The organism is Kribbella sp. NPDC049174, from assembly GCF_043197365.1.
Taxonomy (GTDB): Bacteria; Actinomycetota; Actinomycetes; order Propionibacteriales; family Kribbellaceae; genus Kribbella.
This window is the reverse complement of the sequence record NZ_JBICSZ010000002.1, coordinates 1136733-1159972: the sequence shown is the minus strand read 5'-3', so window position 1 is coordinate 1159972 and position 23240 is coordinate 1136733. Positions and strand designations below refer to the sequence as shown.

The following is a 23240-nucleotide window of genomic DNA, read 5'->3' as shown; positions in this document are numbered from 1 at the left end:
AGAGTGCGCTTCTCGATCAATATTCCCAACTTCGGGGACTTCGCGGATGCTCGGACCGTTGCGCGGGTTGCTCAGGCGGCCGAGGAGGCGGGGTGGGACGGGCTGTTCGTCTGGGACCACGTCGTCCACAGCAAGCAGCAGCGGCAGGGGCAGGCGTTCGGGGATCCGTGGATGCTGCTGACGGCGGCTGCGCTGGCGACGTCGCGGATCAAGCTCGGGCCCCTGGTGACGCCGGTGGCCCGGCGGCGGCCGGAGCAGCTCGCGCGGCAGGTCGCAACGCTGGACGCGATGAGCGGCGGTCGGGTCATCTTCGGTGCGGGCCTGGGTGGTCCGATCGACGACGAGTTCGGCAGTTTCGGCGACGAGACCGATCCGAAGGTGCTGGCCGAGCGACTCGACGAAGGACTCGACCTGCTGGCGCGCTACTGGTCGGGAGACCAGGTGAACCACGACGGTCGTCACTACCGCGTCGACGACGTGACGTTGCTTCCGGCAACGGTGCAGCGTCCGCGTCCGCCGGTCTGGATCGCCGGCTACTGGCCGCGCAAGACCCCGATGCGACGGGCCGCGCGCTGGGACGGCGCCGTACCGCTGTTCCTGAGCGCGAACCACGGTGTCGCCCCGCCGGTCGAGGAGCTCCGCGACCTGATGAGCTACCTGCGTGAGCTCCGCGGCGAGGAGGCCGCCGACACGCCGTACGACGTCATCGTCGGCGGCATCACCGACCCGGCCGACCACCGCTCCGTCATCGAGCCGCTGGCCGAAGCCGGCGCCACCTGGTGGGACGAGCGCCAACTCATCCGAGGCAACGACTTCTACCAACTGGACCCGGTCCTCCGCCGGATCGAGCAGGGCCCACCGACTTTGTGACGTTGTTTGAGATCCTGGGTCCATGAGTGAGGAACAGCCGTCCTGCTGCGCGCCGTCGCGGCCGGTGGTGGGGATCGGGTCGACCCCGCCGCCTGCTCCGGCCGCCGCGACCGGGGGGCACGATGTCGAGCAGATCGTGCTGGACGGTGGCGTGTTCGCGATGGGTGACGGCTATGGCGACGGCAATCCCGGCGACGGTGAGGTGCCGATCCACCAGGTGCGAATCCAGCCGTTCAGCATCGACGCGACGTCAGTGACGAACCGTGACTTCGCGCGCTTCACCCACGACACAGGGTATCGGACCGAGGCGGAGACCTTCGGCTTCTCCGCTGTGTTCCACCTGGCGTTGCAGACAGATCCGGGCGACCTGATGGGGCCTGCGGCCGGGACGCCGTGGTGGGCCGGAGTGCGCGGTGCCGACTGGCGGCATCCGGGCGGCGGCAGGTCCGATCTCGACGGGCTCGAGGACCATCCCGTCGTCCACGTGAGCTGGAACGACGCAGTCGCGTACTGCTCGTGGGCCGGCCGGCGCCTGCCGACGGAGGCCGAGTGGGAGTTCGCATCCCGCGGCGGGCTCGAGGGCGCGCGGTATCCCTGGGGCGACGAGTTGATCGGCGACGACGGCGAGTGGCGCTGCAATATCTGGCAGGGCGTGTTCCCGGAGCGCAACAACCTGGACGACGGCTTCCTCACCACCGCGCCGGTGCGGACCTTCGAGCCGAACGGCTACGGCCTGTGGCAGACGGTCGGCAACGTGTGGGAGTGGTGTGCCGACTGGTTCGGCCCGCGGTACTACAAGTTCTCCCCGGACGAGGACCCGCGCGGCCCGTCCCTCGGCGCGGGCCGGGTGATGCGCGGCGGTTCCTACCTCTGCCACGACTCGTACTGCAACCGCTATCGCAACGCCGCCCGCTCGTCGAACACCCCGGAGTCCTCGATGGGCAACGCCGGCTTCCGCACTGTGGCCTGATCGGCTCAGGCTGCGGTGGTGCGGTCGCGAGTCGTGGCAGTGCGGAGACCTGGGGTGGTCGCAGCGACCGCGGCCACGGCAGCGATGCAGAGGAACGCGCCTGAGGCGAGGGCGATCACGGGCGAGCTTGCTTGGGCCACGAGGCCGCCGCGGAGGTTGCCGAGGTCGGGGCCGGCCTGGCCGACGATCTGTTCGGCGGCGCTGACGCGGCCGAGGAGTTCGTTGGGGGTGTGAAGCTGGACGATCGTGCTGCGGGAGACGACCGAGACGGTGTCCGCGGCGCCGGCCAGCGCGAGGAAGGCGAGCGCGACCCACGGTGTGGGCGAGAACGCGAAGAGCGCAAGAGCGATCCCCCATCCCATCGAGCCGACCAGCATCACCACCCCTGGTCGCGGCAGCCGGGTGAACGAACCGGACAGGACGGACGTCGTCACACCGCCGACCGCGATCGCGGTCAGGAACAACCCCAGCGTCCGCGGATCATTGCCGAACCGCTCGGCGTTGATCACCGGGAACAGGCTGATCGGCATCGCCATCACCGTCGCCGCGAGGTCCGTGATCAGTGCACCCCGGATCACCGGCGTCGACACCACGAACGCCAACCCGTCCCGCACCCCGCGCAGACCCGGGCGGGCAACGGCCTCGACGTGCATCTTCGGCAGACCGAGCACGCCGTAGAGCGCGGCGAGGAAACTCAGACAGTCGATCAGGTAGCAGACCCCGACACCCCACGCGTTCACGATCAGTCCGCCGAGGGCCGGCCCGATCAGCATCGCACCCTGGAACGCGATCCGGTTGAGCGCGATCCCGCCGGCGAGCAACTCGCGCGGCAGCAACTGCGGAATCACAGTCCGCGCCACCGGCCCGCCTGCGGCCCCGAACGCGGCCTGCGCCGCGACGAGCCCCAGCAGTACGCCGACCGGCACCAGCCCGATCACCAACTGGCTCGCCATCAACGCCGAGACGACCACCTGCCCGCTGATCGTGATCAGGTAGAACCGCCGCCGCTCGACCCGATCGACCGCCGCACCCGCGAACAACCCGAGCACGATCAACGGCAACGCCTGCGACAACCCGACCGCACCGGTCCACGCCGCACTCGACGTCTGATCCCACACCTGGAACATCACCGCAACGAACGCGAGCTGTCCACCGAACGTCGACAGCACCTGCCCCGCCCACAGCCGCCGGAACGGGCGCGATGCCCGCAACGGCTCCAGATCGATCAGCGCATGCCGGGCCTTCATCTGTGCTGCTGCTCGAGCTTCTCGGCGATGCGGTCGTGGAAGCTCTTGCGCGCCAGGGCTTCCTCGACGTCGCGGACCACTTGGGTCATCGGATACGGGAGCTCGGCCTCGAGCTCGGTGATCGCCGCCTCGGTCGCTCGCCACTCGGCCGCCAACAGCTCGATGATGCCCTTGGCCTTCGCGGTCAGAGCGACCTTCTTGCTGCGGGCATCCGCACCCTGCACGGTCCGGACCAGGCCGGCGGTGCGCATCGCGGAGACCTTCTGGCTCAGGGCCGAGTGGGTGCGGCCCACCGACTCGGCCAACTCGGTGATCGTCATCGGGCCCTTGGCGTGCAGCCGGAGCAGCTCCATCACGAAGCTCGGCTTCAGTCCCTTGACCTGCCGCTCGGTGTAGATACTCCCGATCTCGGCATCCATCCGCGCCAGCAGCTGATGCAGGCTGCGCCACTGACTCTGCTCACTCGGATCGTCCATGACCGCATCGTAACAGCACTTATATAAGTTCTGTCACTTTGCTCCGCGGACCCGCCACAGGGCCGTGAGGCGCGGCCCGGCGGTCAGCGGTCGACCGGCGGATCCAGACGGCGGCCAGGATTGCGGCGGCGAGGCTGATCGCGACCAGGGTCGCGAAGCCGTAGCGGGTGTCGGTGCGACCGGTGACGACCGACGCGATCAGCATGACCACGACGGTGGCCGCGAGCCCGTACCCGTTGGCGACACCGAACGCATGGCCGACCCGGGACTCGTCGACCGACGTCATCAGCAACGACCGGGTCGCGATCCGCGCCTGACCGAAGACGAGCGCACCGACCAGGACGAGCCCCATCAACACACTGACGCCGAACAACGGCTGCAGCACCAGCAAGGCATTACCGGCAACGAACCCGGCCAGCGCCACCCGCAGATCTCCGAACCGTACGGCGACACGCCGATAGACCATCGCGGCCAGCAGGAACCCGGCACCACCCAGCGCATCGACGACCCCGACGACCGCCGCACCACGATGCCATTCACCGACGACCAGAACCGGCAACAACGCATTGAAGACCGTCACCACCACAAGCCCCTGGCCGTAGAGCAACGCGAGCGCACCAAGAGGCAGCTCGTGGCGGTTCGGCGTGATTGCCGGACGCAACTCCTCGACGGGTGCGGTGGTACGACGAGCGCCACGTCCGACCGCGAGGACGAGCAGGCCCGAGGCAACGAACGTGATCGCGTTGAACACGAACAGCGGCGTGGAGCCGAAGTACTGCAGGGCGAATCCGCCGATCGATGCCGACAGCAACATGCCGCACTGCAACGCGATCTCGTACTGCGCGTTGAACCGGCGCAGCTCCGGTGCGGGCACCCGCTCCCGCACCAAAGCGGCGCTCGCCGGCACGAACAACGCCGCGACGACCGCGAGCGCGAAGTTGCTGGCGTAGACGAGGGTCTGCTGGGGCGCTCCGACCGCCAGCCCGATCGGCAGGCAGAGCGCGGCGACGGCACTCACCACATCACACCCCACCCACAGCCGACGCCGATCGAACCGGTCCGCGAGGCGACCGAAGTACGGCGACAACACCGCCTGCGGCACCGCCACCGCGATGAACAGCCAGCCGACATCCAGCATCGAGCCACGCGCCTGCACGAGCAGCAACGCGGCGCCGATCAACTGGATGTTGTTCCCGAGAGACGTGATGAAGGCGGCCGGCAACAGCAGCCGATGAGATCCGAGCACCGGACCAGCCTCGCAACCAACACTGCCAAGCCATGTCAGTGTTTCAAGCGAGGATTTCGCTACCGCGGTTGCGTAAATCAGCGGCGCGGGTTACTGTCTTTTCGATACTGCGGTAGCGGAATGAGGGGCGATGGTGGGACGTGGGCGGCCTCGGGATGTCGGGGTGGAGGGGCGGGTGCTGGAGGCCGCCATGGCCGAGATGCGGTTGCGTGGGTACGACGGGATGTCGGTCGACCGGGTCGCGGAGCGGGCCGGGGTCGCCAAGACCACGATCTACCGGCGCTGGCCGAGCAAGGCCGAACTGGTCATCGCGATGATCGCCGGCCTGCGTGCCGCCGTACCGTTCGAGCCGAGCGGCGATCCACGGCACGACCTCACCGATCTCGTCACCACGATCGCTTCGACGCTGACCGCCGTACCGACGACTCTGATCGCCGACCTGGCCGCCGCGGCCGCGCGCGAACCGCGGGTCAGCGAGAGCGTCCGCGCCCTGTGGGGCGAGCGGCACGCCGCTGTCACCGCGGTCGTCGCACAAGCCCAGCAGGACGGGCTTGTCAACGGGCACGCCTCCCCCGCCGTACTGGTCGACCAGCTCGTCGGGCCGCTGTACTACCGGCTTCTCATCACCGGGGAGCCGATCACTTCCGCCTACGTGAGGGAGCTGGTGCTCAGCACCCTCGGACCCGATCTGGAGCACTCATGAAGAAGCTGTTGGTTGCCCTCGGCACCATCGTCGTACTGGTGGCCGGCTACACCGTCTACACGATCGTCCGGCCGTTCGTGCTGCACACCGAGCTCGAGGTGGACGCGACTCCGGAGCGGGTCTGGAAGGTGCTCACCGACCGGGAGGCGTACCCGGAGTGGAACCCGTTCATCATCTCGTCGACCGGTGAGCTGACGGCCGGCGCCACGATCACCAACGTGCTCCGCGACACCGAGGGCAAGGAGACCACGTTCACCCCCGAGCTCCTCGCGGTCGAGCCGAACAAGGAACTGCGCTGGATCGGCAAGATCGCGTTCGGCGGGATCTTCGACGGTGAGCACGCGTTCCGGCTGGAGGAACTGCCCGGCGGCCGGACCCGGCTGATCCACGAGGAGACGTTCCGCGGCGCGGCGATCCCGTTCACCAGGTCCATGCTGACGGACACCATCAAGCCCCAGTTCGTCGCGATGAACCAGGCTCTGGCCGCCCGCGCCGCGGGCTGACCACTTTGTCGGCGGCATGCCGGAGGCTGGGCTCATGAGTGGACTGCTGCGGACGGTGGATGCAGTAACCGTGCGGGTGCCGGACCTGGACAGTGGGCTGGCGTTCTACCGCGACCAACTCGGGCACGAATTGCTGTGGCGGAACGACGAGATCGGGCAGGCAGGACTGCGGTTACCCGACAGCGAGACGGAGCTCGTGCTGGCGACCGAGCTCGACTACGCGCCGAGCTGGCTGGTGGACTCGGCCGACCAGGCCGCTGAACAGATCGCGAGCCGAGGTGGGCGGCTGGTCATGGCACCCTTCGACATCCCGGTCGGGCGATGTGCTGTGGTCGAGGACCCGTTCGGCAACGCTCTGGTGCTCCTGGATCTGTCCAAGGGTCTTTACACCACTGACGACCGTGGGACGGTCACCGGTGTGAACCAGGCAGATTGATGCGCGCCATGCATCAACTATGCGGAAAAGATTCATTGGACGGATGGGGTGCCCGCTGGTTGGGTTGAAGTATGGAGAAACGTGTATTGGGACGAGTTGGGATCGAGGTCAGCCCGGTGGGGTTCGGGTGCTGGGCCATCGGTGGGCCGTTCGCGAATCCGGCCGGCGAGCCGCTGGGGTGGGGTGAGGTCGACGACGACGAGTCGGTGCGGGCGATCCGCCGGGCCGTCGAGCTCGGTGTGACGTTCTTCGACACAGCCGACGTGTACGGCGCCGGGCACAGCGAAAGGGTGCTGGGCAAGGCGCTCGAGGGCATCCGGGACCAGGTGGTCATCGCGACCAAGTGGGGTAACACCTTCGATGAGTCGACCGCGGTCATGCACCACCAGGACAAGTCGGCGGAGTACGTGCACAAGGCTGTCCGGGCGTCACTCGAGCGGCTCGGGACCGACTACATCGACGTCTATCAGTTGCACTTCGACACGACCAACGAGGTGGCGCAGCCGCTGCGTGAGGCGTGTGAGGAGCTCGTCCGCGAAGGACTGATCCGCAGCTACGCCTGGAGCACGGACACCGTGAGCAGCGCGGAGTTCTTTGCTGAGGGCAAGCACTGCTCGGCGGTGCAGCACGAGGCCAGTGTCCTGCACGATGCGCCGGAGTTCTTCGCACTCTGCGAGCGCGCCGACCTGGCCAGCATCAACCGAACGCCTTTGGGTATGGGCCTCCTCGGGCGCCGCGACGCGAACCGGCCGGCCACCGGTGCGGACATCCGCACCCTGCCGCCGTCCTGGCTCCGGTACTTCGGCAAGGGCGGCGTACCCACACCGGAATGGTGGGACAAGGTCTCCGCGATCCGCGACGTACTCGAGAGCGACGGCCGGACGCTGGCGCAGGGTGCGCTCGCGTGGCTGTGGGCTCGTAGCCCGCGGACGGTTCCGATCCCGGGCTTCCGCACTGTCGCCCAGGCCGAGGAGAACGCGCGGGCGATGGAGTTCGGGCCGCTGCGTGAGGACCAGATGACGGAGATCGCCACGCTGCTCGGGCGGTGACGCATCCCCTTCGCCGGAATGGGTACCCGGTCGGTGAGCGACCATCGAGAGGGTGAGACACGATGCGACTGATCGTCGACCGCAGTACCCGGCGCCGCGGTATCGCGGTGCAGGATCACGGGCGTCCGTTCCTCAAGACCGCTGGGCTGACCGTTGCCGGCGTCTGCGCCGGGATGGTGACCGAGTACCTGATGGACCCGGAGCGAGGCCGCGCACGGCGAGCCAAACTGCGGGACAAGTCCGCACACGCCGCGCAAGGCATGAACGGCATGTCGAGCCGCGGCCGAGGTATGGCAATGGCTGCCCGGGACCGGATGACCGGCCGCTCGGGTGAGCCCACCATGAGCAGCTGACAGCACCCCAAAGACCAGCCCGGCGTTCTCGCCCAACAGGCGGCGGCGCCGGGCTGAGCCACGCCTGAATCGGCCCGATCCCGGCGCCGGATCAGGCCGGATCCACCCCGGCGCCCGGCCCCGATCCAGCACGCCCGGCCGGAAACTCGCTGCGGTCAACCTCTTGCCGACTGGTTAGGTTTATCGATATACCTCTGAGGAACACCCCACCCCCGGGAGTCCTGATGAGGTCTGTTGTGCGGTCAGCCGGCCGGTGTGGTCGTGCCGCGCTGGACCAGTTGGGCGGGCACGATCAGTTCCTTCGGATCGCCGGTCGGCCCACCGTTGATCTGGGCGATGAGCAGCGACGTGATCGTGTCGGCCATCTCCTCGTGGCCCGGGTTGACCGTGGACAGCGACGGGACCAGGTACGACGCCTCGTCGATGTCGTCGAAGCCGACCACCTGGACGTCGTCCGGGATCCGCAGCCCGGCATCGGCCAGGGCGCGAAGGGCGCCCATGGCAACCACATCGGTCAGCGCGAACACGGCGTCGAAGCGGATCCCGCGATCGAGCAGCGACCGGATCGCGTCGTACCCGTCCTGCAGCCGGAAGTTGCACCGGACGGTCAGCTCCGGGTCCATCGGTACGCCGGCCTCGGTGTGCGCGGCCGCGTAGCCCTCGGCCCGCAGGGCCGGCATGTTCGCCGTCCAGTCGGGGTTGCCGCCGAGCATCGCGACGCGCCGGGCCCCGGCGGCGAGCAGATGCGCGGTCGCCTGCCGGGCGCCGTCGACGTTGTCCATCATCACGTGGTCGAACCGCGACGGCAGCGCCCGTTCGCCGATCATCACCACCGGTGCGTCGGTGCGGATCTGGGTCAGCTCGGCCGGGTCGATGTCGACCACGCTGAGGATCAAGCCGTCGTACATCCGCAGCCGGGAGAAGGCGACCGCGTCCAGTTCGCCCTCGCGGCTGGCGCCGGTGCGCTCCATCACGATCCGCAGTCCGTGCGCCTCGAACCGGTCGGCGAGCCGGCCGGCCAGCTGGGCGAAGTACGGGCGTTCGAGTTCCGGAACCGCGAGGCCGATCACCCCGGTACGGCCCGCGCGCAGGTGCCGGGCGGCCAGGTTCACCTGGTACCCGAGGTCGCTGATCGCAGCCAGCACCCGTTCCCGGGTCGCCGCGCCCACGCGCGGCCGGCCATTGATCACGTTCGAAACGGTCATCGTGGACACCCCCGCGGACCGCGCCACATCGGCCATCGTCACCACGGTGGATGCCTTCTTCATGATCCATACCTTAAACACCTTCTGGAGTTGCGATGAGAAAGCGCCGCACCCTGGCCGCACTCGCGGCCGTCGCACTCGCCCTTCCGATCGCCGCCTGTGGCGGCACGCCGGGGAGCGGTGGTGACGACAACAAGAAGCTGACGTTCTTCTCCTGGGACGGCGAAGAGACGATGAAGCCGGTGATCGCGAAGTTCGAGGAGCAGAACCCCGGCGTCAAGGTCGAGTTCTCCAACGCCCCGCCGGTGGCGGAGTACATCTCCACCCTGCAGTCGCGGATTCTCGCCGGTACGGCGGCCGACGTGTTCGCCATCGCCGCGGAGAACAAGACCAACCTGATCAACGGCAAGCATGTCGTCGATCTGAAGGACAAGCCGTTCCTGAAGAACGTGCCGAAGTTCAACCAGACCACGTATTCCGGCCCGGACGGCGCCGTGTACGGGATGTCGGTCGCGTCCTGGGGTGCCGGGGTGCTCTACAACAAGGACCTGCTGGCGAAGGCCGGAGCGACCACGATCCCGCAGACCTGGGACGAGTTCCTTGCCCTGTGCCACAAGTTGAAGGACGCCGGCGTCACGCCGTACCTGGAGTCCGTGCAGGCCATGTCGACACCGTTGTCGGCCTTCCTCGGTGCCCAGAACGCGTCCACCGGCGACACGATGGACACGAAGATCTTCGACGGTTCCGCGAAGTTCAAGGACTACTGGGTCGAACCGCTGACGCAGTGGTCGCGGCTGTGGACCGAAGGGCTCGTCACCCGCGGCGCGGTCGGCCTGACTGGTGACCAGGTCCGGACCGAGTTCGCCACCGGCAAGGTCGCCATGATGGTCGCGGGTCCGTGGGACGTGCCCGGCGTCCGGAAGGCGGCGCCGAAGCTGAACATCGAGATGGCGCCGATCCCCGGGATCAGCGGCGGCAAGCCGTACCTGGCCGGCGCGGCCAGCCCGGGCTACGCGATCAACTCCAAGGCGAAGAACCCCGAGGCGGCGGAGAAGTTCCTCGCCTTCCTGGACACGCCTGAGGCGATGGCGCTGTACCAGAAGGCAACCGGCGCGATCACCGTCACCACCGACTTCGAGCCGAAGCTCGACCCGGCGCTGAGCCCGATCGTCAAGGACGTCCGGGCCGGCAACGTGTACCTGCCGCAGATCGCCTGGAAGCGGGCCGAGGACATCCTCAACGTCGAGGCGACCGCGCAACTGCAGTTGCTGGTCCAGGGCAAGGCGTCGCCTGAACAGGTCGCGAACGCCCTCGACACGAAGCTTGCGAGTACGTCGTGACCGCTGGCCTGATCGCTCCGGCCGAGACCTCCACCGAGGTCCCGGCCGGGGCCGGCCGGCCACCGCGGTTCAGCTTGTCGCGGGCCCGCGAGACCTCCGCGAACCAGCTGTTCCTGGTCCCGGTCGCGCTGGTCTTCGTGGTGCTCCTGGTGGTGCCGCTGACGCAGACGTTCTACTGGAGTTTCACCGACTTCACCGGCTACTCGGCCGACGTGAAGTTCGTCGGGTTGTCGAACTACGGCAAGGTGCTGACCGATCCGTCCATGCTGGCCGGGCTCGGCTTCACCCTGGCCTTCACCATCGGTACGGCGGTCCTGATCACGGTGGTCGCGATCCCGCTGGCCGTCGTACTGAACAAGAAGTTCTTCGCCCGGAACTTCGTCCGGTCGGTGTTCTTCTTCCCGGCGATCCCGAGTATCGCGATCCTCGGCCTGGTCTGGGGCTACATCCTGTCGCCGCTGGGCTCCGGCGTGCTGAACTCGGTGCTGGACAGTCTGTTCAACGCCGGGCCGTACCCGTTCCTGTCGGATGCGACGCTGGCCCGGGTCTCGGTGATCGTGGTCGCCGTCTGGGGCGGCGCCGGCTGGCACGCGGTGCTCTATCTCGCGTATCTGCAGTCGATCCCGGCGGACTACTACGAGGTGGCCACCATCGACGGCGCGTCGGCCAGGCAGCAGTTCTTCCACATCACGCTGCCGTTGCTCACCCCGGCCATTGTCATCAGCAACTTCCTGCTGATGACCGGCGGGCTCAAGGTCTACGACCTGCCGTACACCCTGACCAAGGGCGGTCCGGGCTATGCGACGTACACGATCACGCAGTCGATCATCACCAGCGGTGTCGCGCAGGGGCGGTACGGGCTGGCCTCGGCCTTGGCGGTGCTGTTCACCATCGCGGTCGGCCTGGTCGCCGTCGCGCAACTGTGGGTCTCCCGCCGCATCGAACGGAGGGTGCTGTGAAGCAACGACGGTCTCCGATCACCAGTGTGGTGATGATCGGGTTGGCGTGTCTGGTCGGCGTACCGCTGTACTACATCGTCGTCAACACGCTGAAGACGCAGGAGGAGATGACCCAGTCGCCGTTGGCGCTGCCGGGCAAGCTGTTCCTGGGCAACTACCAGCAGATCTTCGAGACGGTGCCGCTCGGGCGGAGTTTCGTGAACACGCTGATCGTCACGGTCGCCTCGATCGTGGTGATGCTGTTCATCGGTTCGACCGCGGCGTACGCGATGGCGATGCGGGCCAGCCGGTTCAACCGGTTCTTCGGCGCATTGCTGCTGCTCGGGTTCATCGTGCCGGGGCAGTCGACGCTGATCCCGCTCTACCGGATGCTGGTCGACGTCGAACTGGTCGACACCTTGCGCGGGCTGGTGGTGATCTACACCGGTGGCGCGATCTTCTGCTACTTCCTGATCCAGGGGTACATCAGCCGGCTGCCGTTCGAGATCATCGAGGCGGCCCGGATCGACGGCGCCGGGCCGTTCCAGATCTACTGGCGGATCGTGCTGCCGCTGATCCGGCCGATCCTGGCCACCGTCGGCGTCTTCCAGACGATGTGGATCTGGAACGACTTCATCACGCCGAGCGTGTTCCTCAGCTCACCGGAGAACGCCACCCTGGTGCTGCAGGTCTACCGGTCGGTCGGCGAGTTCTCGACGGACTGGCCGGGGTTCATGACCATGAGCGTGCTGGTCCTGGTCCCGATGGTGGTGTTCTTCATCCTCACCCAGCGCCACATCGTCGACGGTCTGCTGGCGGGAAGCGTGAAATCGTGACGGTGCTTTTGGCCGGGCCTCCGGCGCCGGCGTGGTCATGGGGCTTTGACTCCCGGCCTTCCCTCGTCGCTCCGGTCGCTTCGCTCCCTACACTCCTCAGTCCAGGCCGGGAGGCCCCATGACCCTGGCCCCCTCGCCTTTGTACTCCGATCCGGTGCACCTGGCGCCGACCGATCCGGCCGTGATCGCCGGGGCGGACGGATCGTGGTGGATGTTCTACACCCAGCGCCGGGCCCGCGAACCCGACGGCGGCAGCCGCTGGGTGCACGGCACCGACATCGGCGTGGCCCGGTCCGTCGACGGCGGTCTGACCTGGACGTACGACGGGGTCGCGGCCGGTCTCGATCCCCATCCCGGCCGCAACACGCTGTGGGCGCCGGAGGTGATCCGCGCCGGCGATCGCTATCACATGTTCACCAGCTACATCCCCGGCGTACCGGACCGTTGGGAGGGTCATCCGCGATCGATCCTGCATCACACGTCGACCGACCTGATCGACTGGCGGTACGACAGTGTGCTGCCGCTCTCGTCGGACCGGGTCATCGACGCGTGCGCCCATGAGTTGCCCGGTGGTGGTTGGCGACTCTGGTACAAGGACGAGGCGCACGGATCGACCACCTGGTCGGTGGACTCGCCGGACCTCAGCGAGTGGTCGACTCCGGTCCAGGTGATCAGTGGGGCTCCGCACGAAGGGCCGAACGTCTTCCGGCTCGGTGACTTCTACTGGATGATCACCGACGAGTGGCGCGGTCAGGCCGTGTACCGGTCGCGCGATCTGACCACCTGGGAGCGGGCCGGCCAGATCCTCGACGATCGGTCGGCCGACCGTGGCGTCGGTCATCACGCGGATGTCGTGGTGGGCCGGGACGAGAACGGACTCGAGGTCGGCTGGATCTTCTACTTCACCCACCGAACCGCCGGAACTGTCGACAGCGTGGTCGACCCGCACCGGCTGACCGACGTCCACGTCGCGGTGCTCCGCGCCGAGGGTGACCGGCTCAGCTGTGACCGCGACGCGCCGGTCGCATTGGACCTGCGTCGTACAGTCTGAAACACCAAGAAAACAAGGAGACTCAGTTTGTCCAAGGCATCGTCGTCGCGGGTCGTGATCGATCTGGACGTTTCCGGTCCGACCATCAGCCGGCACCTGTACGGCCATTTCGCCGAGCACCTGGGACGCTGCATCTACGGCGGTTTCTACGTCGGGGAGGACTCCGGCCTGCCGAACGAGGGCGGTATCCGGCTCGACGTGGTCGAGGCCTTGAAGGCGCTGAACATCCCCAACCTGCGCTGGCCGGGTGGCTGCTTCGCGGACGAGTACCACTGGAAGGACGGGATCGGCCCCAAGGCCGAGCGCCCGTCGATGATCAACACCCACTGGGGCAACGTCGAGGAGAACAACCACTTCGGCACCCACGAGTTCATGGCACTGTGCGAACTGCTCGGCGCCGACCCGTACGTGAACGGCAACGTCGGCAGCGGGACCGTCCAGGAGATGAGCGAATGGGTCGAGTACCTGACCCGTGACGGTGACAGCCCGATGGTCCGGCTGCGCAAGGCGAACGGCCGCGACGAGCCGTGGAAGGTGCCGTTCTGGGGTGTCGGCAACGAGACCTGGGGGTGCGGCGGCAACATGCGGGCCGAGGCGTACGCCGACCTGGCCCGGCGCTACGCCACCTTCTGCCGGGACCACGGGGACAACAAGCTCTACCGGATCGCGGCGGGGGCGTCGGACGACGACCTGAACTGGACCGAGGCGCTGATGAAGGCGATCAGCTGTCTGGGCTGCGGTCGCGACCCGAAGAACATCTTCCAGGCGATCTCGTTCCACTACTACACGATCGCCGGGACCTGGGCGAGCAAGGGCCGGGCCACCGAGTTCGACCTGGACGACTACTACCGGACCATCATCAAGGCGCAGGACATCGAGCGGGTGATCCGCGGTCACTCGGCGGTGATGGACGCGTACGACCCCGACCGCAAGGTCGGCCTGGTGCTGGACGAGTGGGGCACCTGGTGGGACGTCGAGCCGGGGACGAACCCCGGGTTCCTGTTCCAGCAGAACGCGATGCGCGACGCGCTGGTCGCGAGCCTGCACTTCGACGTGTTCCACCGGCACGCGGAGCGGCTGGTGATGGCGAACATCGCGCAGACCGTCAACGTGCTGCAGGCGATGCTGCTCACCGACGACGACGGTGGTCTCGTGCTCACCCCGACGTACCACGTGTTCGAGATGAACAAGGGGCACCACGAGGCGACGGCGGTTCCGGTGCACCTGGTCGAGCAGCCGGAGCCGTACGAGCTGGACGGCAAGACGATGGAGCTGCTGTCCGCGTCGGCGAGTGTGAAGGACGGCAAGGCGCTGATCTCGGTCAGCAACCTGGACCCGGGCTCGCCGGCCGATGTGATCCTGGATCTGCGCGGTGCGGAGATCCGCAACCCGGCCGGACGGTTGCTGACGGCATCGAAGCCGCAGTCGTACAACACGACCACCGACACCGTGGTGGCTCCGGTGCCGCTGACCGCGCTGGAAGCGGACCCGCGTGGTCTGCGGGTCACGCTTCCGCCGCACTCCTTCGCGACCGTCAGTCTGGATTTGTGACCAGGATCTGGAACTCGTGCACCCAGTTGGCGGGGTTCTCCGGGTCGAACTGCAGAGTGACCTCGCGGGCGTACCCGTGACTGCGGTAGCCGTTGTCCTCGATCCAGCGGGCCAGCGTCTGCATGCTGCGATCGGCCTCCATCATGTCGCCCTGGTGCACGATGGTCGCGGCCTGGGCGAGTTCGGGTAGTTCGTGCACGTCGACGTCGGCGATCGTGCCGGCGTCGACGGGTACGGCGGCGTGGACGAGGATCTGGTCGTCGTCGGCATCCTCGTAGTACGCGAGCGGGGAGCCGGCCGGCATCACGCCGGCGGCACCGAGCCGCTCCATCAGCTGGCCGAACAGCGGCTGGATGACCGGGCCGATGTCCTCGCCGTCGTAACTCTTGGAGATCGCGCTCAGTTCGGCGACCCTGGCCGGGGCGATGCGTTTCAGGACGACGTCTTCGGTGGGCATGTGACCTTCCTTCTCGATCAGCCGGAGCCTCGCCTCGACACTGACCAACCGGGATGCGCTCCGGGCCAGCTCGTCCTCGAGCTGGGCGTGCCGCAGCCGCAGCATGCCGCGCAGTTCCTCGGCGCTCAGCTTGGCGTCGACGATCTCGTGCACCTGCTGCAGGCTGAAGCCGAGATCCTTCAGCGCGATGATCCGGTTCAGCCGGCTGAGCTGGTCCGCCGAGTAGTAGCGGTACCCGCTCGCCTCGTCGACGACCGCCGGCCGGAGCAACCCGATCGCGTCATAGTGCCGGAGCATCCGGGCAGACACCTGCCCGAACGCCGCGAAGTCCCCGATGGTGAACATGCGACCACCTTCCGGCTTGACACAGTGTGAAGGTCAACACTGTGCCCCGGACCGGGTCAGGAGGGAACGCGGGTGCGGCGGTCGCGGATCGCGGCGACGGCGAAGCCGGTGAGGATCAGGGCGAATCCGCTGGTACCGAAGCCGATGACCAGGTTGCCGCGGCTCTCCAGGCGTGAGTCGCACTGCATCGGCGTGATGCCCTTCTCCGACTGGAAGACCGAACCGCAGTCCCGGCCGTCGACCATGACCGGCCGGACGGCGAACACCACCCCGGCGATCAGCAGGATCACACCCACCGCGCCGAGAACCTTGCTCAGCACTGCCCGTCTCGCTGCATTGTGGGCCGGAGGGCCTCGGGAACGGCAGCCGCAAGGACCGACCATGCGTGCCTGGTCAGACCTCGCATATGGCGTTCACACTCCCTGGTAGGCCGGTGAGATTTGATCAAATCTAACGCAGCTAGTCCTCACCCCTGAAGTCCGGACCCGACCCCGGATTGAATCTTCACCCAGTTCTAACGATTAAGTCGCCCGAAGCGTTCAAGCGGGCCTGAGCGGGGTGGTGGGCGGGGAAGGCGTTCACCGCACGGCAACGAGTGAACCCGCCGCGCGTCCGTGCGCCAGGTCCGACAGCGCCCGGTCCACCTCCTCGAACGGGACAACGGTCGTGTGCGCACTGACCGGCAGCCGCTCGACGAGCCGGAAGAGCTCCTCGCCGTCGCGGCGGGTGTTCGAGGTGACGCTGCGCAGATCCCGCTCACGGAACAGGTGCCGCTCGTAATTGAGCACCGGTATGTCGCTCAGATGGATCCCCGCCACCGACACAGTGCCGCCGGGTCTGACCGCCTCCAGGGCGTACAGCACGACCTCGCCGGCCGGGGCGAACACGATGGCCGAGTCCAGCGGGACGGGCGGCCGGTCTGCCGTCTCACCGACGTACGCAGCGCCGAGTGAGCGGGCCAGCTCCCGATTCCGCTCGCCGCGGGTCATCACGAACAACTCGGCACCTTGCGCGGTCGCCAGTTGCGCCGTCAGGTGGGCGCTCGAACCGAAGCCGTAGATCCCCAGCCGCCCGCCCGGCGGCAGATTCGCCCGCAGCAACGACCGGTAGCCGATGATCCCGGCGCACAGGAACGGCGCCAGTTCGACGGCCGAGCGATCGGTCGGCAGCGCGTACGCGTAGTCCTGCGGCACGACGGCGTACTCGGCGAAACCGCCGTCCGCGTCCCAGCCCGTGTACGACGACCGCGGGCACAGGTTCTCGGATCCCGCGCGGCAGAACTCGCACACCCCACAGGTCCCCCGCAGCCACGCGATCCCGACCCGATCCCCCGCCGCGAACCGCTCAGCCCCGCCACCGACGACCAACCCGACGGCCTGATGCCCCGGAACCACACCCGGCCGCCGCGGCTCCAGATCGCCCTCACACAGATGCAGATCGGTCCGGCAGATCCCACACGCCTCCACCTTGACCAGCACTTCTCCCGGCTCCGGTTCCGGCACAGTACGACGTACGCGCCGCAACGGCCCGCCGTCGATCGGGCCCGGCCGCTCCACCGCCCACACGTCCATCTGGTCGCCCATCTACTGACCATCTCAGAACCTCTGGGCGGTGGTCATCCGCCGGTCTCCCGGCGCCACCACGGCTCCTCCTCGTCCGGCTCCGGGTGGTCAGGGTGCTGGGTGCGCTCGTCCGGGGAGCGGACGGGCTCACGAGCCCTTTCACAACGCTTTCACCGGTCAGGCGACCCGCTGCAGCGCCCGTTCCCGCCGCTCGGCGACCTTGGAGCCGGACTCCCGCCGGGCCATCCGGCGCAGTACGACGGGTGCGACCGCCAGCCCGATCACCGCCCAGACCCCGAGGACCGCAGCCGTCTCCAGATGCCGCCAGGAGGCGCCGATCTCAACCACGACCGCACCGTCGGGCAGCAGCGCCGAGCGCATGCCGAGGCCCATCCAGTAGATCGGGCTGAGCTGGCCGATCCACTCCAGCCAGCTCGGCAGCGCCGTGATCGGGTAGAAGATGCCGGAGATCGCGATCAGGCCTAGGACCGGCAGCTGGATCAGCCCCTGCGATCGGGCGGTGGTGAAGACCGAGCCCAGGATCGCGCCGAGCGGCAACGTCGCGACCATCCCGAGCAGCAGCACCCAGACCAGCGTGAGCCAGCCGCCGGCCGAACCGAGCGCAAGCCCGTCCACGATGAGCAGGCCAGGGATCAGCAGGATGGCCAGGTCGGCGAGCAGCCCGCCGGCCACCGAGACGACCTTGCCGACGAGGAAGCCGAGCATTCCGTTCGGGGTTGCCTTGGCGCGCAGCAACGTGCCGTCCTCGCGATCCGCGGTCAGCTGCTGGCTCATACTGACCATGCCCATCGCCGCGTTCATTCCCAGGATGCTCGGCAACGCGAACGCACCGAGCAGGAACCCGGTCGAGCCGAAGTCCCGGTCCCGCAGGAAGAACAGCGCGACCAGCATCAGCACCGGCCAGAGGAAGTGGCTGAGCAGCTCCGGCCCGTTCGTGAAGGACTGGCGCAGTTCGATCAGGCCGCGGCGCCAGCCGGCCCGGATGGCAACGGCTCTCATGCCGCCTGCTCCCTTCCACTGGCAAGGCTGTCGCGTACCAGCGCGAGATAGGTGTCTTCAAGGGAGGCACGGCGTACTTCGAGTTCGCGGACGGCAGCGCCGTACTGCGTGAAGAGGCCGCGGACGAACTCGGTCGAGTCGGCGGTGGACTTGCGGAAGTGTTGGCCGTCGATGCTCCAGCGGACCTCGTCCTCGCCGGCGATCAGTGTGGTGAGCTCGCCGGGTGAACCGGCCGCGACGATCCGGCCGTCGGTGAGGATCAGGATGCGATCCGCGAGTTTGCTGGCCTCGTCGAGGTCGTGAGTAGTCAGCAGGATCGTGGTCTGGTACTCGGCGGCGAGGCGTCGTACCAGGTCATGGAACTCGTGCCGGGCCTGCGGATCGAAGCCGGTCGTCGGCTCGTCCAGGAACAGCAACTCGGGCCGGCCGACGATCCCGATCGCGACATCCAGGCGACGCCGTTGGCCGCCGGACAGCGTCTTGACCTTCTGGTCCGCGTGCTCGGTGAGACCGGCGGCGGCCAGCAGCTCGCCGGTCTCCCAGGGCCGGTCGATCGTGCTGGTGGAGTACGGCGCGTAATACGTGCCGAGGTGGTGCAACAGCTCGCGCACCCGCCAGTTGCCGTGGTCGCGCCACGACTGCAGCACGATGCCGAGTCTCGATCGCCACCGCTCGTCGCCCTGGGCCGGATCGACCCCGAGCACCTCGACCGTCCCGGCCGAGCGCAGCCGGAACCCCTCGAGAATCTCGATGGTCGTGCTCTTGCCCGCGCCGTTCGGGCCGAGCAGTGCGACGACCTCGCCGTGCCGGGCCTGAAACGAGACGTCGTGCAGGATCTCCGTACTGCCGTAGCGCATCCGCAGGCCGTCGACCGCCAGCACCATGGGCAGCTCCCTTCTGTCGTTCACGAATGTCTGAAAGCTACGTTGCGTTCAATCGACCGGCAATCCAAAGCGACGCTGAACCGCTGTATTTCCAGCGAAAATCTGGCAAGCTGTGCAATGACGATGAGACTGAACGCAACCGAGGTTGACAACGTTGCAATGAGCTGATGCTGAACGCACCGAGGAGGGATCGATGCCGGGAGGCAGGCTGACGCACGATGACCGGCGCGAGATCGCGACCGGGCTGGCGGCCGGCCTCGGGTACGCCGAGATCGCCCGGCAACTGGAGCGGCCGACCTCGACCATCAGCCGCGAAGTCACCCGCAACGGCGGCGCGCACGGCTACCGGGCCGACCACGCGCACTACGCGACCACCTCGCGGGCCCGGCGCCGGCGTACCAGTGACACCGAACCGCTGTCAGGACTCGACCAGCAGGTGCGGGAGTTCGTGGAGCGGTTCGCGACGATGATGGTGGACGGCGGGCTGCCACGGATGGCATCGCGAGTCCTGGCCTTGTTGTACACAACGGATTCCCGCAGCCTCACCGCAGCCGATCTCGTCCGGGAGCTCCGCGTCTCCCCTGCGTCGATCTCCAAGGCCGTCGGCTACCTCGAACACGTCGGCATGGTGTACCGCGAACCCGATCCGCGGCGCCGGCTCCAGCACTACATCGTCGCCGAGGACGTCTGGACGCAGGCTTGGAAGGTAAGCGCCCGCACCAACCTGAACTGGGCCGAGACCGCCGCCGAGGGCGCGAGTCTGCTCGGGCCGGACACCCCGGCCGGGGTTCGCCTGACCGCGATGGCCGACTTCTTCCACCGCCTCGGCGAAGACATGGCCGGCGGTCCCGGCTTCGAGGTCATCGACGACGCCTTCACCGCACTCGCAGCGCTCCTGCACGCGGCCCGCCCACTCACCGCGGCCGAGCTCGCCACCGCCCTCGACTGGCCGCCCACACGCATCACGGACGCCCTCGCCAACGCGACGAAGTACGCCGAGTACACCGACCCGATCGTCCTCCATCAGCCGACGCCGGACACCTACACCGCGATCCCGACGCCGACCCGGCTCACCCCGGACCAACTGGCCCGGCTCAGCTAGGCCCTGGGTAAGGATGCAGGCCGGCCGGAAACTCGTTGCCATGGGCCACCAGCCAGCCGGCCGAGTCGACGATCAGTGCGGCGGTGATGTCGAACGCGTTCAGACTGTCGCCGTCGCCCGCCGCCAGATTGGCCACATGCCCGCCGGCGAACAGCAGGATCTCGCGTCCACCGACCCGATGACTCGTCACTGCCGGAACTACATCCTGACCATTGCCCAGGGCATCAAGGTCGATCTCTTCGGCGGAGTGCCCGGCGTTGACCAGCAAGCACCCGTCCTTCAAGCCGGCGATCACCTCGGCTGAGACGGTCCCGGTCCGGCCAGTCGCGGTGACGACGATGTCGGCCCGGTCCCCGATCCGGTCCACCACCTCGAACCCGTCGTACGACGCGACCAGCGCGCGACCCGGATCCAGCTCGGCGACCTGCACGATCGCCCCGAGGCTGCGCGCCGTACGGGCGAGTCCCCCGCCGACTTCGCCGTACCCGACGACCAGAACGGCGAGGCCGTGCAACGAGAGCTGGGTGCGCGCGAGCACGGTGTGCCAGGTGCTCGAGCCGACTGCGAACCGGTTGTGCAACTGGTTCTTCACCGGTACGGCGTCCAGGTCGAACACCGGATGGGTCAACGCCAGCCCGGCGACCCGGTTGAGCCCGGTCCGGGTCATCTCGATGCCCGCGACCACGCCGTCGTACCCGCGCGCCGTCGCCTCGACCACCACGTCGCCACCCATCTCGACGGTGTGCGTCGGACCCCACTCGACACAGGCAGCCGGACTGGTGACCTCGATCCCCCAAGTCTCGACCAGACGGCGTACGTCGTCCCGTGTGGTCGCCGGGTCGGCCGGATGCAGGATCACCTCGGCCCGGGCGATCCGGAACGCCCGGAGGAACAGCGCCGACTTCAGATCGATGTGCGCGGTGACGGCCAGTCGCACCGCGGAAAGGTCCGGCAGCCGCTCGGCCGCTGCTGCGGTCCGCTGCATCCACCGCCGCGCCCAAGCAAGCCGCTGCTCGAGCTCAACCCCTTGCCATGCCGTCTTCGGAAGCTCCACCCGCCCACGATGTCACAGGCGGCGCGCGCGGTTCCTGAGGTAGCGCTGCTCAGGGGTGTTGGTGGTGAGCTTGGCCGCCTCGAGGTAGAGCTCCGCGGCCGCGGCGGCGTCCCCCTGGAGCTCCAGGAGATGCGCCCGTACGGCGGGATAGCGATGTGACCGGGTGACGCGCTCGTCGTCCCGCAAGATGTCGAGCAAGGCCAGACCGGCGGACGGCCCGTGGACCTTGGCGGTCGCGACGGCGCGATTGAGGGTGACGACCGGGCTGTCGAGGTGGGCTTCGAGCAGGTTGTAGAGGCCGAGGATCTGCGGCCAGTCGGTGTCAGCCGCCGTGGTCGCCTCGCTGTGGACGGCGGCGATTGCCGCCTGGAGCTGATACGGCCCGAGCTGGGTCGTCGACATCGCCCGGGTGATCAGCTCGGTCCCTTCGGCGATGGCGGCCTGATCCCATTGCGTGCGGTCCTGCTCATCCAGCGGTACGAGTCGACCGTCCGGGGTCGTCCGGGCCGCACGCCGCGCGTCCGTGAGCAGCATCAGCGCGAGGAGGCCGGCGACCTCACCGTCGTCCGGCAGTAGTGCGTGCAGCATCCGGGTCAGCCTGATCGCCTCGTCCGCGAGTTCGACCCGCTCGAGCCGCTCCCCCGCCGTACCGGTGTAGCCCTCGTTGAAGATCAGGTACAGCACCTGCAGTACGGCGGCCAGGCGCTCGTCGTACTCCGCCGGCAGCCGGAACGGCGTACCGCGAACCGTCTTCTTGGCTCGGCTGATGCGCTGACCCATGGTCGGCTCGGGCGTCAGCAACGCACCGGCGATCTCGGTCGTGGTCAGACCGCCGACCGCGCGCAACGTGAGCGCGATCTGCGACGCCGTGGACAGCTCGGGATGACAGCAGAGGAACAGCAGGGTGAGCGAATCGTCCGCGGCCGCTGCCGGCTCCGGAGCCAGATCCGGAGTCCGTACGGCGTCCTCCCGGTGCCGGCGGGCCTCCTCGTTCCGGAGGATGTCGATCAGCCGCCGGGAGGCAACCCGGATGAGCCAACTCCTCGGCTCGACCGGGATGCCTTCCCTCGGCCACTGCTCGGCGGCGACCAGCAGCGCCTCCTGGACCGCGTCCTCACACGACTCGAAGTGCCCGTACCGCCGGACCAGCGCACCCAGCACCTGAGGGGTGAGATCCCGCCAGACATGCTCGGTCGTGACTGGCCCGGTCATGAGGGCTCGGGCGGACCTTCCATGATCGGGCGGACCTCCACCGTGTCGCCGACCGCGTCACTGATGCGGGAGGCGATGGACATCGCCCGGTCGTGGCTGTCGCAGTCGACGATCGCGAAGCTCGCCAGCACTTCCTTGGACTCCGCGAACGGGCCCTCACTGGCGACCGGCCCGTCCGGGCCCTTGCGCACTGTGCGGGACAAGGCCGGATGCGCCAGTCCCTCGGTGCTCACCAGCTCGCCGGTCCCGGTCAGCTCGGCGGCCAGATCCTCGTAGAACTTGCACGCGGCGAGGAACTCCGGGCTGGTCACGTCCACCGTGTCCCAGCCCTCCTGGCCGGTGTAGGCGAGCAGCAGATACTTCATGAGGCCCTCCGCACCAACGTTGCCTGGTAACCGCCGCCGCCAGGGTAGACCCAGTCCCCGGCCAGCCGGTCGCCGTCCGTGCTGAACGTGCCGCGGAAGTAGGCCGGCGAGCCCTTGAACCCGCCCCAGATCGTCAGCACGTCGCCCTCGAGCTCGTAGACGTAGTCGAGCGTGTTGCCCTCGGCGTCGTACACCCGGGACTGGATGTCGGTGCCCGGCTCCTCGCCGAACTTGTGCTCGTGGCCGATCATCTCGGTGAAGCGCACCTGGTGTCCGTGCTGTTCGAGCAACCCACGCTGGATCAGGAAGTGACCACCGTCCATCCACTCGTAGGTGGTCGTACCGATCGCACCGCCGGAGACCTCCCAGGTCCCCACCAGACGGTCCAGTCGCTTCAGTTCGTCGCTCATCGTTCCGGTCCCTTCAGTAGCCGGTTTCACTTGCTTGCACCGCTACCTCGAAGCT

The 23240-nt window shown here is 68.2% G+C and carries 26 protein-coding genes; 13 read left to right on the top strand and 13 right to left on the bottom strand.

The window, feature by feature from the left end; genetic code table 11:
* The first annotated feature begins 3 nt into the window (after positions 1 to 3).
* Positions 4 to 870, top strand: coding sequence for an LLM class flavin-dependent oxidoreductase (locus ACGFIF_RS16180; RefSeq protein WP_393155145.1), 867 nt, complete (start codon positions 4 to 6; stop codon positions 868 to 870).
* Between the two features lie 22 nt (positions 871 to 892).
* A complete protein-coding gene (locus ACGFIF_RS16175) occupies positions 893 to 1840 on the top strand; it encodes a formylglycine-generating enzyme family protein (protein WP_393155143.1) in 948 nt (315 codons plus the stop codon).
* A gap of 5 nt (positions 1841 to 1845) precedes the next feature.
* On the opposite strand, the gene ACGFIF_RS16170 is transcribed toward ACGFIF_RS16175, so the two are convergent.
* From ACGFIF_RS16170 to ACGFIF_RS16160, 3 genes are read right to left on the bottom strand one after another with little or no spacing between them, the layout of a single operon-like run.
* Positions 1846 to 3087, bottom strand: coding sequence for an MFS transporter (locus tag ACGFIF_RS16170; RefSeq protein WP_393155142.1), 1242 nt, complete (start codon positions 3085 to 3087; stop codon positions 1846 to 1848).
* Positions 3084 to 3563 (bottom strand): MarR family winged helix-turn-helix transcriptional regulator, encoded by a 480-nt coding sequence (locus tag ACGFIF_RS16165; protein WP_393155141.1) that lies wholly within the window; start codon positions 3561 to 3563, stop codon positions 3084 to 3086. The genes ACGFIF_RS16170 and ACGFIF_RS16165 overlap by 4 nt, the downstream gene beginning before the upstream one ends.
* A gap of 19 nt (positions 3564 to 3582) precedes the next feature.
* The gene (locus tag ACGFIF_RS16160; protein ID WP_393155139.1) at positions 3583 to 4809 is read right to left on the bottom strand and encodes an MFS transporter; all 1227 of its coding nucleotides are present in this window, start codon (positions 4807 to 4809) and stop codon (positions 3583 to 3585) included.
* Between the two features lie 130 nt (positions 4810 to 4939).
* On the opposite strand from ACGFIF_RS16160, the gene ACGFIF_RS16155 reads away from it, so the two are divergent.
* The 5 genes from ACGFIF_RS16155 to ACGFIF_RS16135 all read left to right on the top strand — a co-directional run bounded on the left by ACGFIF_RS16155 (position 4940) and on the right by ACGFIF_RS16135 (position 7853).
* Positions 4940 to 5512 carry a TetR/AcrR family transcriptional regulator gene (locus ACGFIF_RS16155; RefSeq protein WP_393155138.1) on the top strand — a complete coding sequence of 191 codons (573 nt, stop codon included), beginning with the start codon at positions 4940 to 4942 and terminating at the stop codon, positions 5510 to 5512.
* Entirely contained in the window at positions 5509 to 6015 is a 507-nt protein-coding gene (locus ACGFIF_RS16150; RefSeq protein ID WP_393155136.1) for an SRPBCC family protein, read from the top strand. Before ACGFIF_RS16155 ends, ACGFIF_RS16150 begins: the two co-directional genes overlap by 4 nt.
* 34 nt (positions 6016 to 6049) lie before the next feature.
* Positions 6050 to 6451 carry a VOC family protein gene (locus ACGFIF_RS16145; RefSeq protein WP_393155134.1) on the top strand — a complete coding sequence of 134 codons (402 nt, stop codon included), beginning with the start codon at positions 6050 to 6052 and terminating at the stop codon, positions 6449 to 6451.
* A gap of 71 nt (positions 6452 to 6522) precedes the next feature.
* Positions 6523 to 7500, top strand: coding sequence for an aldo/keto reductase (locus ACGFIF_RS16140; protein ID WP_393155133.1), 978 nt, complete (start codon positions 6523 to 6525; stop codon positions 7498 to 7500).
* Positions 7501 to 7562: 62 nt separating this feature from the next.
* Complete coding sequence (locus ACGFIF_RS16135) at positions 7563 to 7853, top strand: hypothetical protein (protein ID WP_393155131.1); 291 nt, start codon at positions 7563 to 7565, stop codon at positions 7851 to 7853.
* A gap of 242 nt (positions 7854 to 8095) precedes the next feature.
* Here ACGFIF_RS16135 and ACGFIF_RS16130 read toward each other — a convergent pair whose 3' ends face one another.
* Complete coding sequence (locus ACGFIF_RS16130) at positions 8096 to 9121, bottom strand: LacI family DNA-binding transcriptional regulator (protein ID WP_393155130.1); 1026 nt, start codon at positions 9119 to 9121, stop codon at positions 8096 to 8098.
* A gap of 32 nt (positions 9122 to 9153) precedes the next feature.
* Between ACGFIF_RS16130 and ACGFIF_RS16125 the strand changes: the two genes are divergently transcribed.
* From ACGFIF_RS16125 to ACGFIF_RS16105, 5 genes are all read left to right on the top strand, one after another.
* A complete protein-coding gene (locus ACGFIF_RS16125) occupies positions 9154 to 10398 on the top strand; it encodes an ABC transporter substrate-binding protein (RefSeq protein WP_393155129.1) in 1245 nt (414 codons plus the stop codon).
* Positions 10395 to 11357, top strand: a complete 963-nt coding sequence (locus ACGFIF_RS16120; protein WP_393155127.1) for a carbohydrate ABC transporter permease — start codon at positions 10395 to 10397, stop codon at positions 11355 to 11357. Before ACGFIF_RS16125 ends, ACGFIF_RS16120 begins: the two co-directional genes overlap by 4 nt.
* A complete protein-coding gene (locus tag ACGFIF_RS16115) occupies positions 11354 to 12172 on the top strand; it encodes a carbohydrate ABC transporter permease (RefSeq protein WP_393155125.1) in 819 nt (272 codons plus the stop codon). Before ACGFIF_RS16120 ends, ACGFIF_RS16115 begins: the two co-directional genes overlap by 4 nt.
* 118 nt (positions 12173 to 12290) lie before the next feature.
* Positions 12291 to 13223, top strand: a complete 933-nt coding sequence (locus ACGFIF_RS16110) for a hypothetical protein (RefSeq protein WP_393155123.1) — start codon at positions 12291 to 12293, stop codon at positions 13221 to 13223.
* 27 nt (positions 13224 to 13250) lie between these two features.
* Positions 13251 to 14774 carry an alpha-N-arabinofuranosidase gene (locus ACGFIF_RS16105; RefSeq protein ID WP_393155122.1) on the top strand — a complete coding sequence of 508 codons (1524 nt, stop codon included), beginning with the start codon at positions 13251 to 13253 and terminating at the stop codon, positions 14772 to 14774.
* Here the strand turns inward: ACGFIF_RS16105 and ACGFIF_RS16100 are convergent.
* The 5 genes from ACGFIF_RS16100 to ACGFIF_RS16080 form a co-directional block, all read right to left on the bottom strand.
* Complete coding sequence (locus tag ACGFIF_RS16100; protein ID WP_393155120.1) at positions 14758 to 15576, bottom strand: MerR family transcriptional regulator; 819 nt, start codon at positions 15574 to 15576, stop codon at positions 14758 to 14760. The two genes, ACGFIF_RS16105 and ACGFIF_RS16100, sit on opposite strands and share 17 nt — an antisense overlap.
* 56 nt (positions 15577 to 15632) lie before the next feature.
* Positions 15633 to 15896 (bottom strand): hypothetical protein, encoded by a 264-nt coding sequence (locus ACGFIF_RS16095; RefSeq protein WP_393155119.1) that lies wholly within the window; start codon positions 15894 to 15896, stop codon positions 15633 to 15635.
* Between the two features lie 258 nt (positions 15897 to 16154).
* Entirely contained in the window at positions 16155 to 17159 is a 1005-nt protein-coding gene (locus tag ACGFIF_RS16090; RefSeq protein ID WP_393155117.1) for a zinc-dependent alcohol dehydrogenase family protein, read from the bottom strand.
* Positions 17160 to 17315: 156 nt separating this feature from the next.
* The gene (locus ACGFIF_RS16085) at positions 17316 to 18158 is read right to left on the bottom strand and encodes an ABC transporter permease (protein ID WP_393155116.1); all 843 of its coding nucleotides are present in this window, start codon (positions 18156 to 18158) and stop codon (positions 17316 to 17318) included.
* Positions 18155 to 19042, bottom strand: a complete 888-nt coding sequence (locus ACGFIF_RS16080; RefSeq protein WP_393155114.1) for an ABC transporter ATP-binding protein — start codon at positions 19040 to 19042, stop codon at positions 18155 to 18157. The genes ACGFIF_RS16085 and ACGFIF_RS16080 overlap by 4 nt, the downstream gene beginning before the upstream one ends.
* A gap of 193 nt (positions 19043 to 19235) precedes the next feature.
* On the opposite strand from ACGFIF_RS16080, the gene ACGFIF_RS16075 reads away from it, so the two are divergent.
* Positions 19236 to 20144: a MarR family transcriptional regulator gene (locus ACGFIF_RS16075; RefSeq protein WP_393155113.1), complete on the top strand. Its 909-nt coding sequence runs from the start codon at positions 19236 to 19238 to the stop codon at positions 20142 to 20144.
* Here ACGFIF_RS16075 and ACGFIF_RS16070 read toward each other — a convergent pair.
* Genes ACGFIF_RS16070 through ACGFIF_RS16055 form a run of 4 tightly spaced genes read right to left on the bottom strand, consistent with a single transcriptional unit; the run spans position 20137 to position 23185 of the window.
* Positions 20137 to 21198 carry an NAD(P)-dependent oxidoreductase gene (locus ACGFIF_RS16070; protein WP_393155111.1) on the bottom strand — a complete coding sequence of 354 codons (1062 nt, stop codon included), beginning with the start codon at positions 21196 to 21198 and terminating at the stop codon, positions 20137 to 20139. The genes ACGFIF_RS16075 and ACGFIF_RS16070 overlap by 8 nt on opposite strands.
* Positions 21199 to 21210: 12 nt before the next feature.
* Positions 21211 to 22410 (bottom strand): RNA polymerase sigma factor, encoded by a 1200-nt coding sequence (locus ACGFIF_RS16065; protein ID WP_393155109.1) that lies wholly within the window; start codon positions 22408 to 22410, stop codon positions 21211 to 21213.
* Positions 22407 to 22775: a YciI family protein gene (locus ACGFIF_RS16060; protein WP_393155108.1), complete on the bottom strand. Its 369-nt coding sequence runs from the start codon at positions 22773 to 22775 to the stop codon at positions 22407 to 22409. The genes ACGFIF_RS16065 and ACGFIF_RS16060 overlap by 4 nt, the downstream gene beginning before the upstream one ends.
* Positions 22772 to 23185 carry a hypothetical protein gene (locus ACGFIF_RS16055; protein ID WP_393155107.1) on the bottom strand — a complete coding sequence of 138 codons (414 nt, stop codon included), beginning with the start codon at positions 23183 to 23185 and terminating at the stop codon, positions 22772 to 22774. The genes ACGFIF_RS16060 and ACGFIF_RS16055 overlap by 4 nt, the downstream gene beginning before the upstream one ends.
* Between the last annotated feature and the right edge of the window lie 55 nt (positions 23186 to 23240).

Coding starts and splice junctions, on each gene's coding strand:
- ACGFIF_RS16175 (WP_393155143.1), top strand. CDS start 893: ATGAGTGAGGAACAGCCGTCCTGCTGCGCGCCGTCGCGGCCGGTGGTG.
- ACGFIF_RS16170 (WP_393155142.1), bottom strand. CDS start 3,087: ATGAAGGCCCGGCATGCGCTGATCGATCTGGAGCCGTTGCGGGCATCG.
- ACGFIF_RS16165 (WP_393155141.1), bottom strand. CDS start 3,563: ATGGACGATCCGAGTGAGCAGAGTCAGTGGCGCAGCCTGCATCAGCTG.
- ACGFIF_RS16155 (WP_393155138.1), top strand. CDS start 4,940: ATGGTGGGACGTGGGCGGCCTCGGGATGTCGGGGTGGAGGGGCGGGTG.
- ACGFIF_RS16150 (WP_393155136.1), top strand. CDS start 5,509: ATGAAGAAGCTGTTGGTTGCCCTCGGCACCATCGTCGTACTGGTGGCC.
- ACGFIF_RS16145 (WP_393155134.1), top strand. CDS start 6,050: ATGAGTGGACTGCTGCGGACGGTGGATGCAGTAACCGTGCGGGTGCCG.
- ACGFIF_RS16140 (WP_393155133.1), top strand. CDS start 6,523: ATGGAGAAACGTGTATTGGGACGAGTTGGGATCGAGGTCAGCCCGGTG.
- ACGFIF_RS16135 (WP_393155131.1), top strand. CDS start 7,563: ATGCGACTGATCGTCGACCGCAGTACCCGGCGCCGCGGTATCGCGGTG.
- ACGFIF_RS16130 (WP_393155130.1), bottom strand. CDS start 9,121: ATGAAGAAGGCATCCACCGTGGTGACGATGGCCGATGTGGCGCGGTCC.
- ACGFIF_RS16125 (WP_393155129.1), top strand. CDS start 9,154: ATGAGAAAGCGCCGCACCCTGGCCGCACTCGCGGCCGTCGCACTCGCC.
- ACGFIF_RS16110 (WP_393155123.1), top strand. CDS start 12,291: ATGACCCTGGCCCCCTCGCCTTTGTACTCCGATCCGGTGCACCTGGCG.
- ACGFIF_RS16100 (WP_393155120.1), bottom strand. CDS start 15,576: ATGTTCACCATCGGGGACTTCGCGGCGTTCGGGCAGGTGTCTGCCCGG.
- ACGFIF_RS16090 (WP_393155117.1), bottom strand. CDS start 17,159: ATGGGCGACCAGATGGACGTGTGGGCGGTGGAGCGGCCGGGCCCGATC.
- ACGFIF_RS16085 (WP_393155116.1), bottom strand. CDS start 18,158: ATGAGAGCCGTTGCCATCCGGGCCGGCTGGCGCCGCGGCCTGATCGAA.
- ACGFIF_RS16080 (WP_393155114.1), bottom strand. CDS start 19,042: ATGGTGCTGGCGGTCGACGGCCTGCGGATGCGCTACGGCAGTACGGAG.
- ACGFIF_RS16075 (WP_393155113.1), top strand. CDS start 19,236: ATGCCGGGAGGCAGGCTGACGCACGATGACCGGCGCGAGATCGCGACC.
- ACGFIF_RS16065 (WP_393155109.1), bottom strand. CDS start 22,410: ATGACCGGGCCAGTCACGACCGAGCATGTCTGGCGGGATCTCACCCCT.
- ACGFIF_RS16060 (WP_393155108.1), bottom strand. CDS start 22,775: ATGAAGTATCTGCTGCTCGCCTACACCGGCCAGGAGGGCTGGGACACG.
- ACGFIF_RS16055 (WP_393155107.1), bottom strand. CDS start 23,185: ATGAGCGACGAACTGAAGCGACTGGACCGTCTGGTGGGGACCTGGGAG.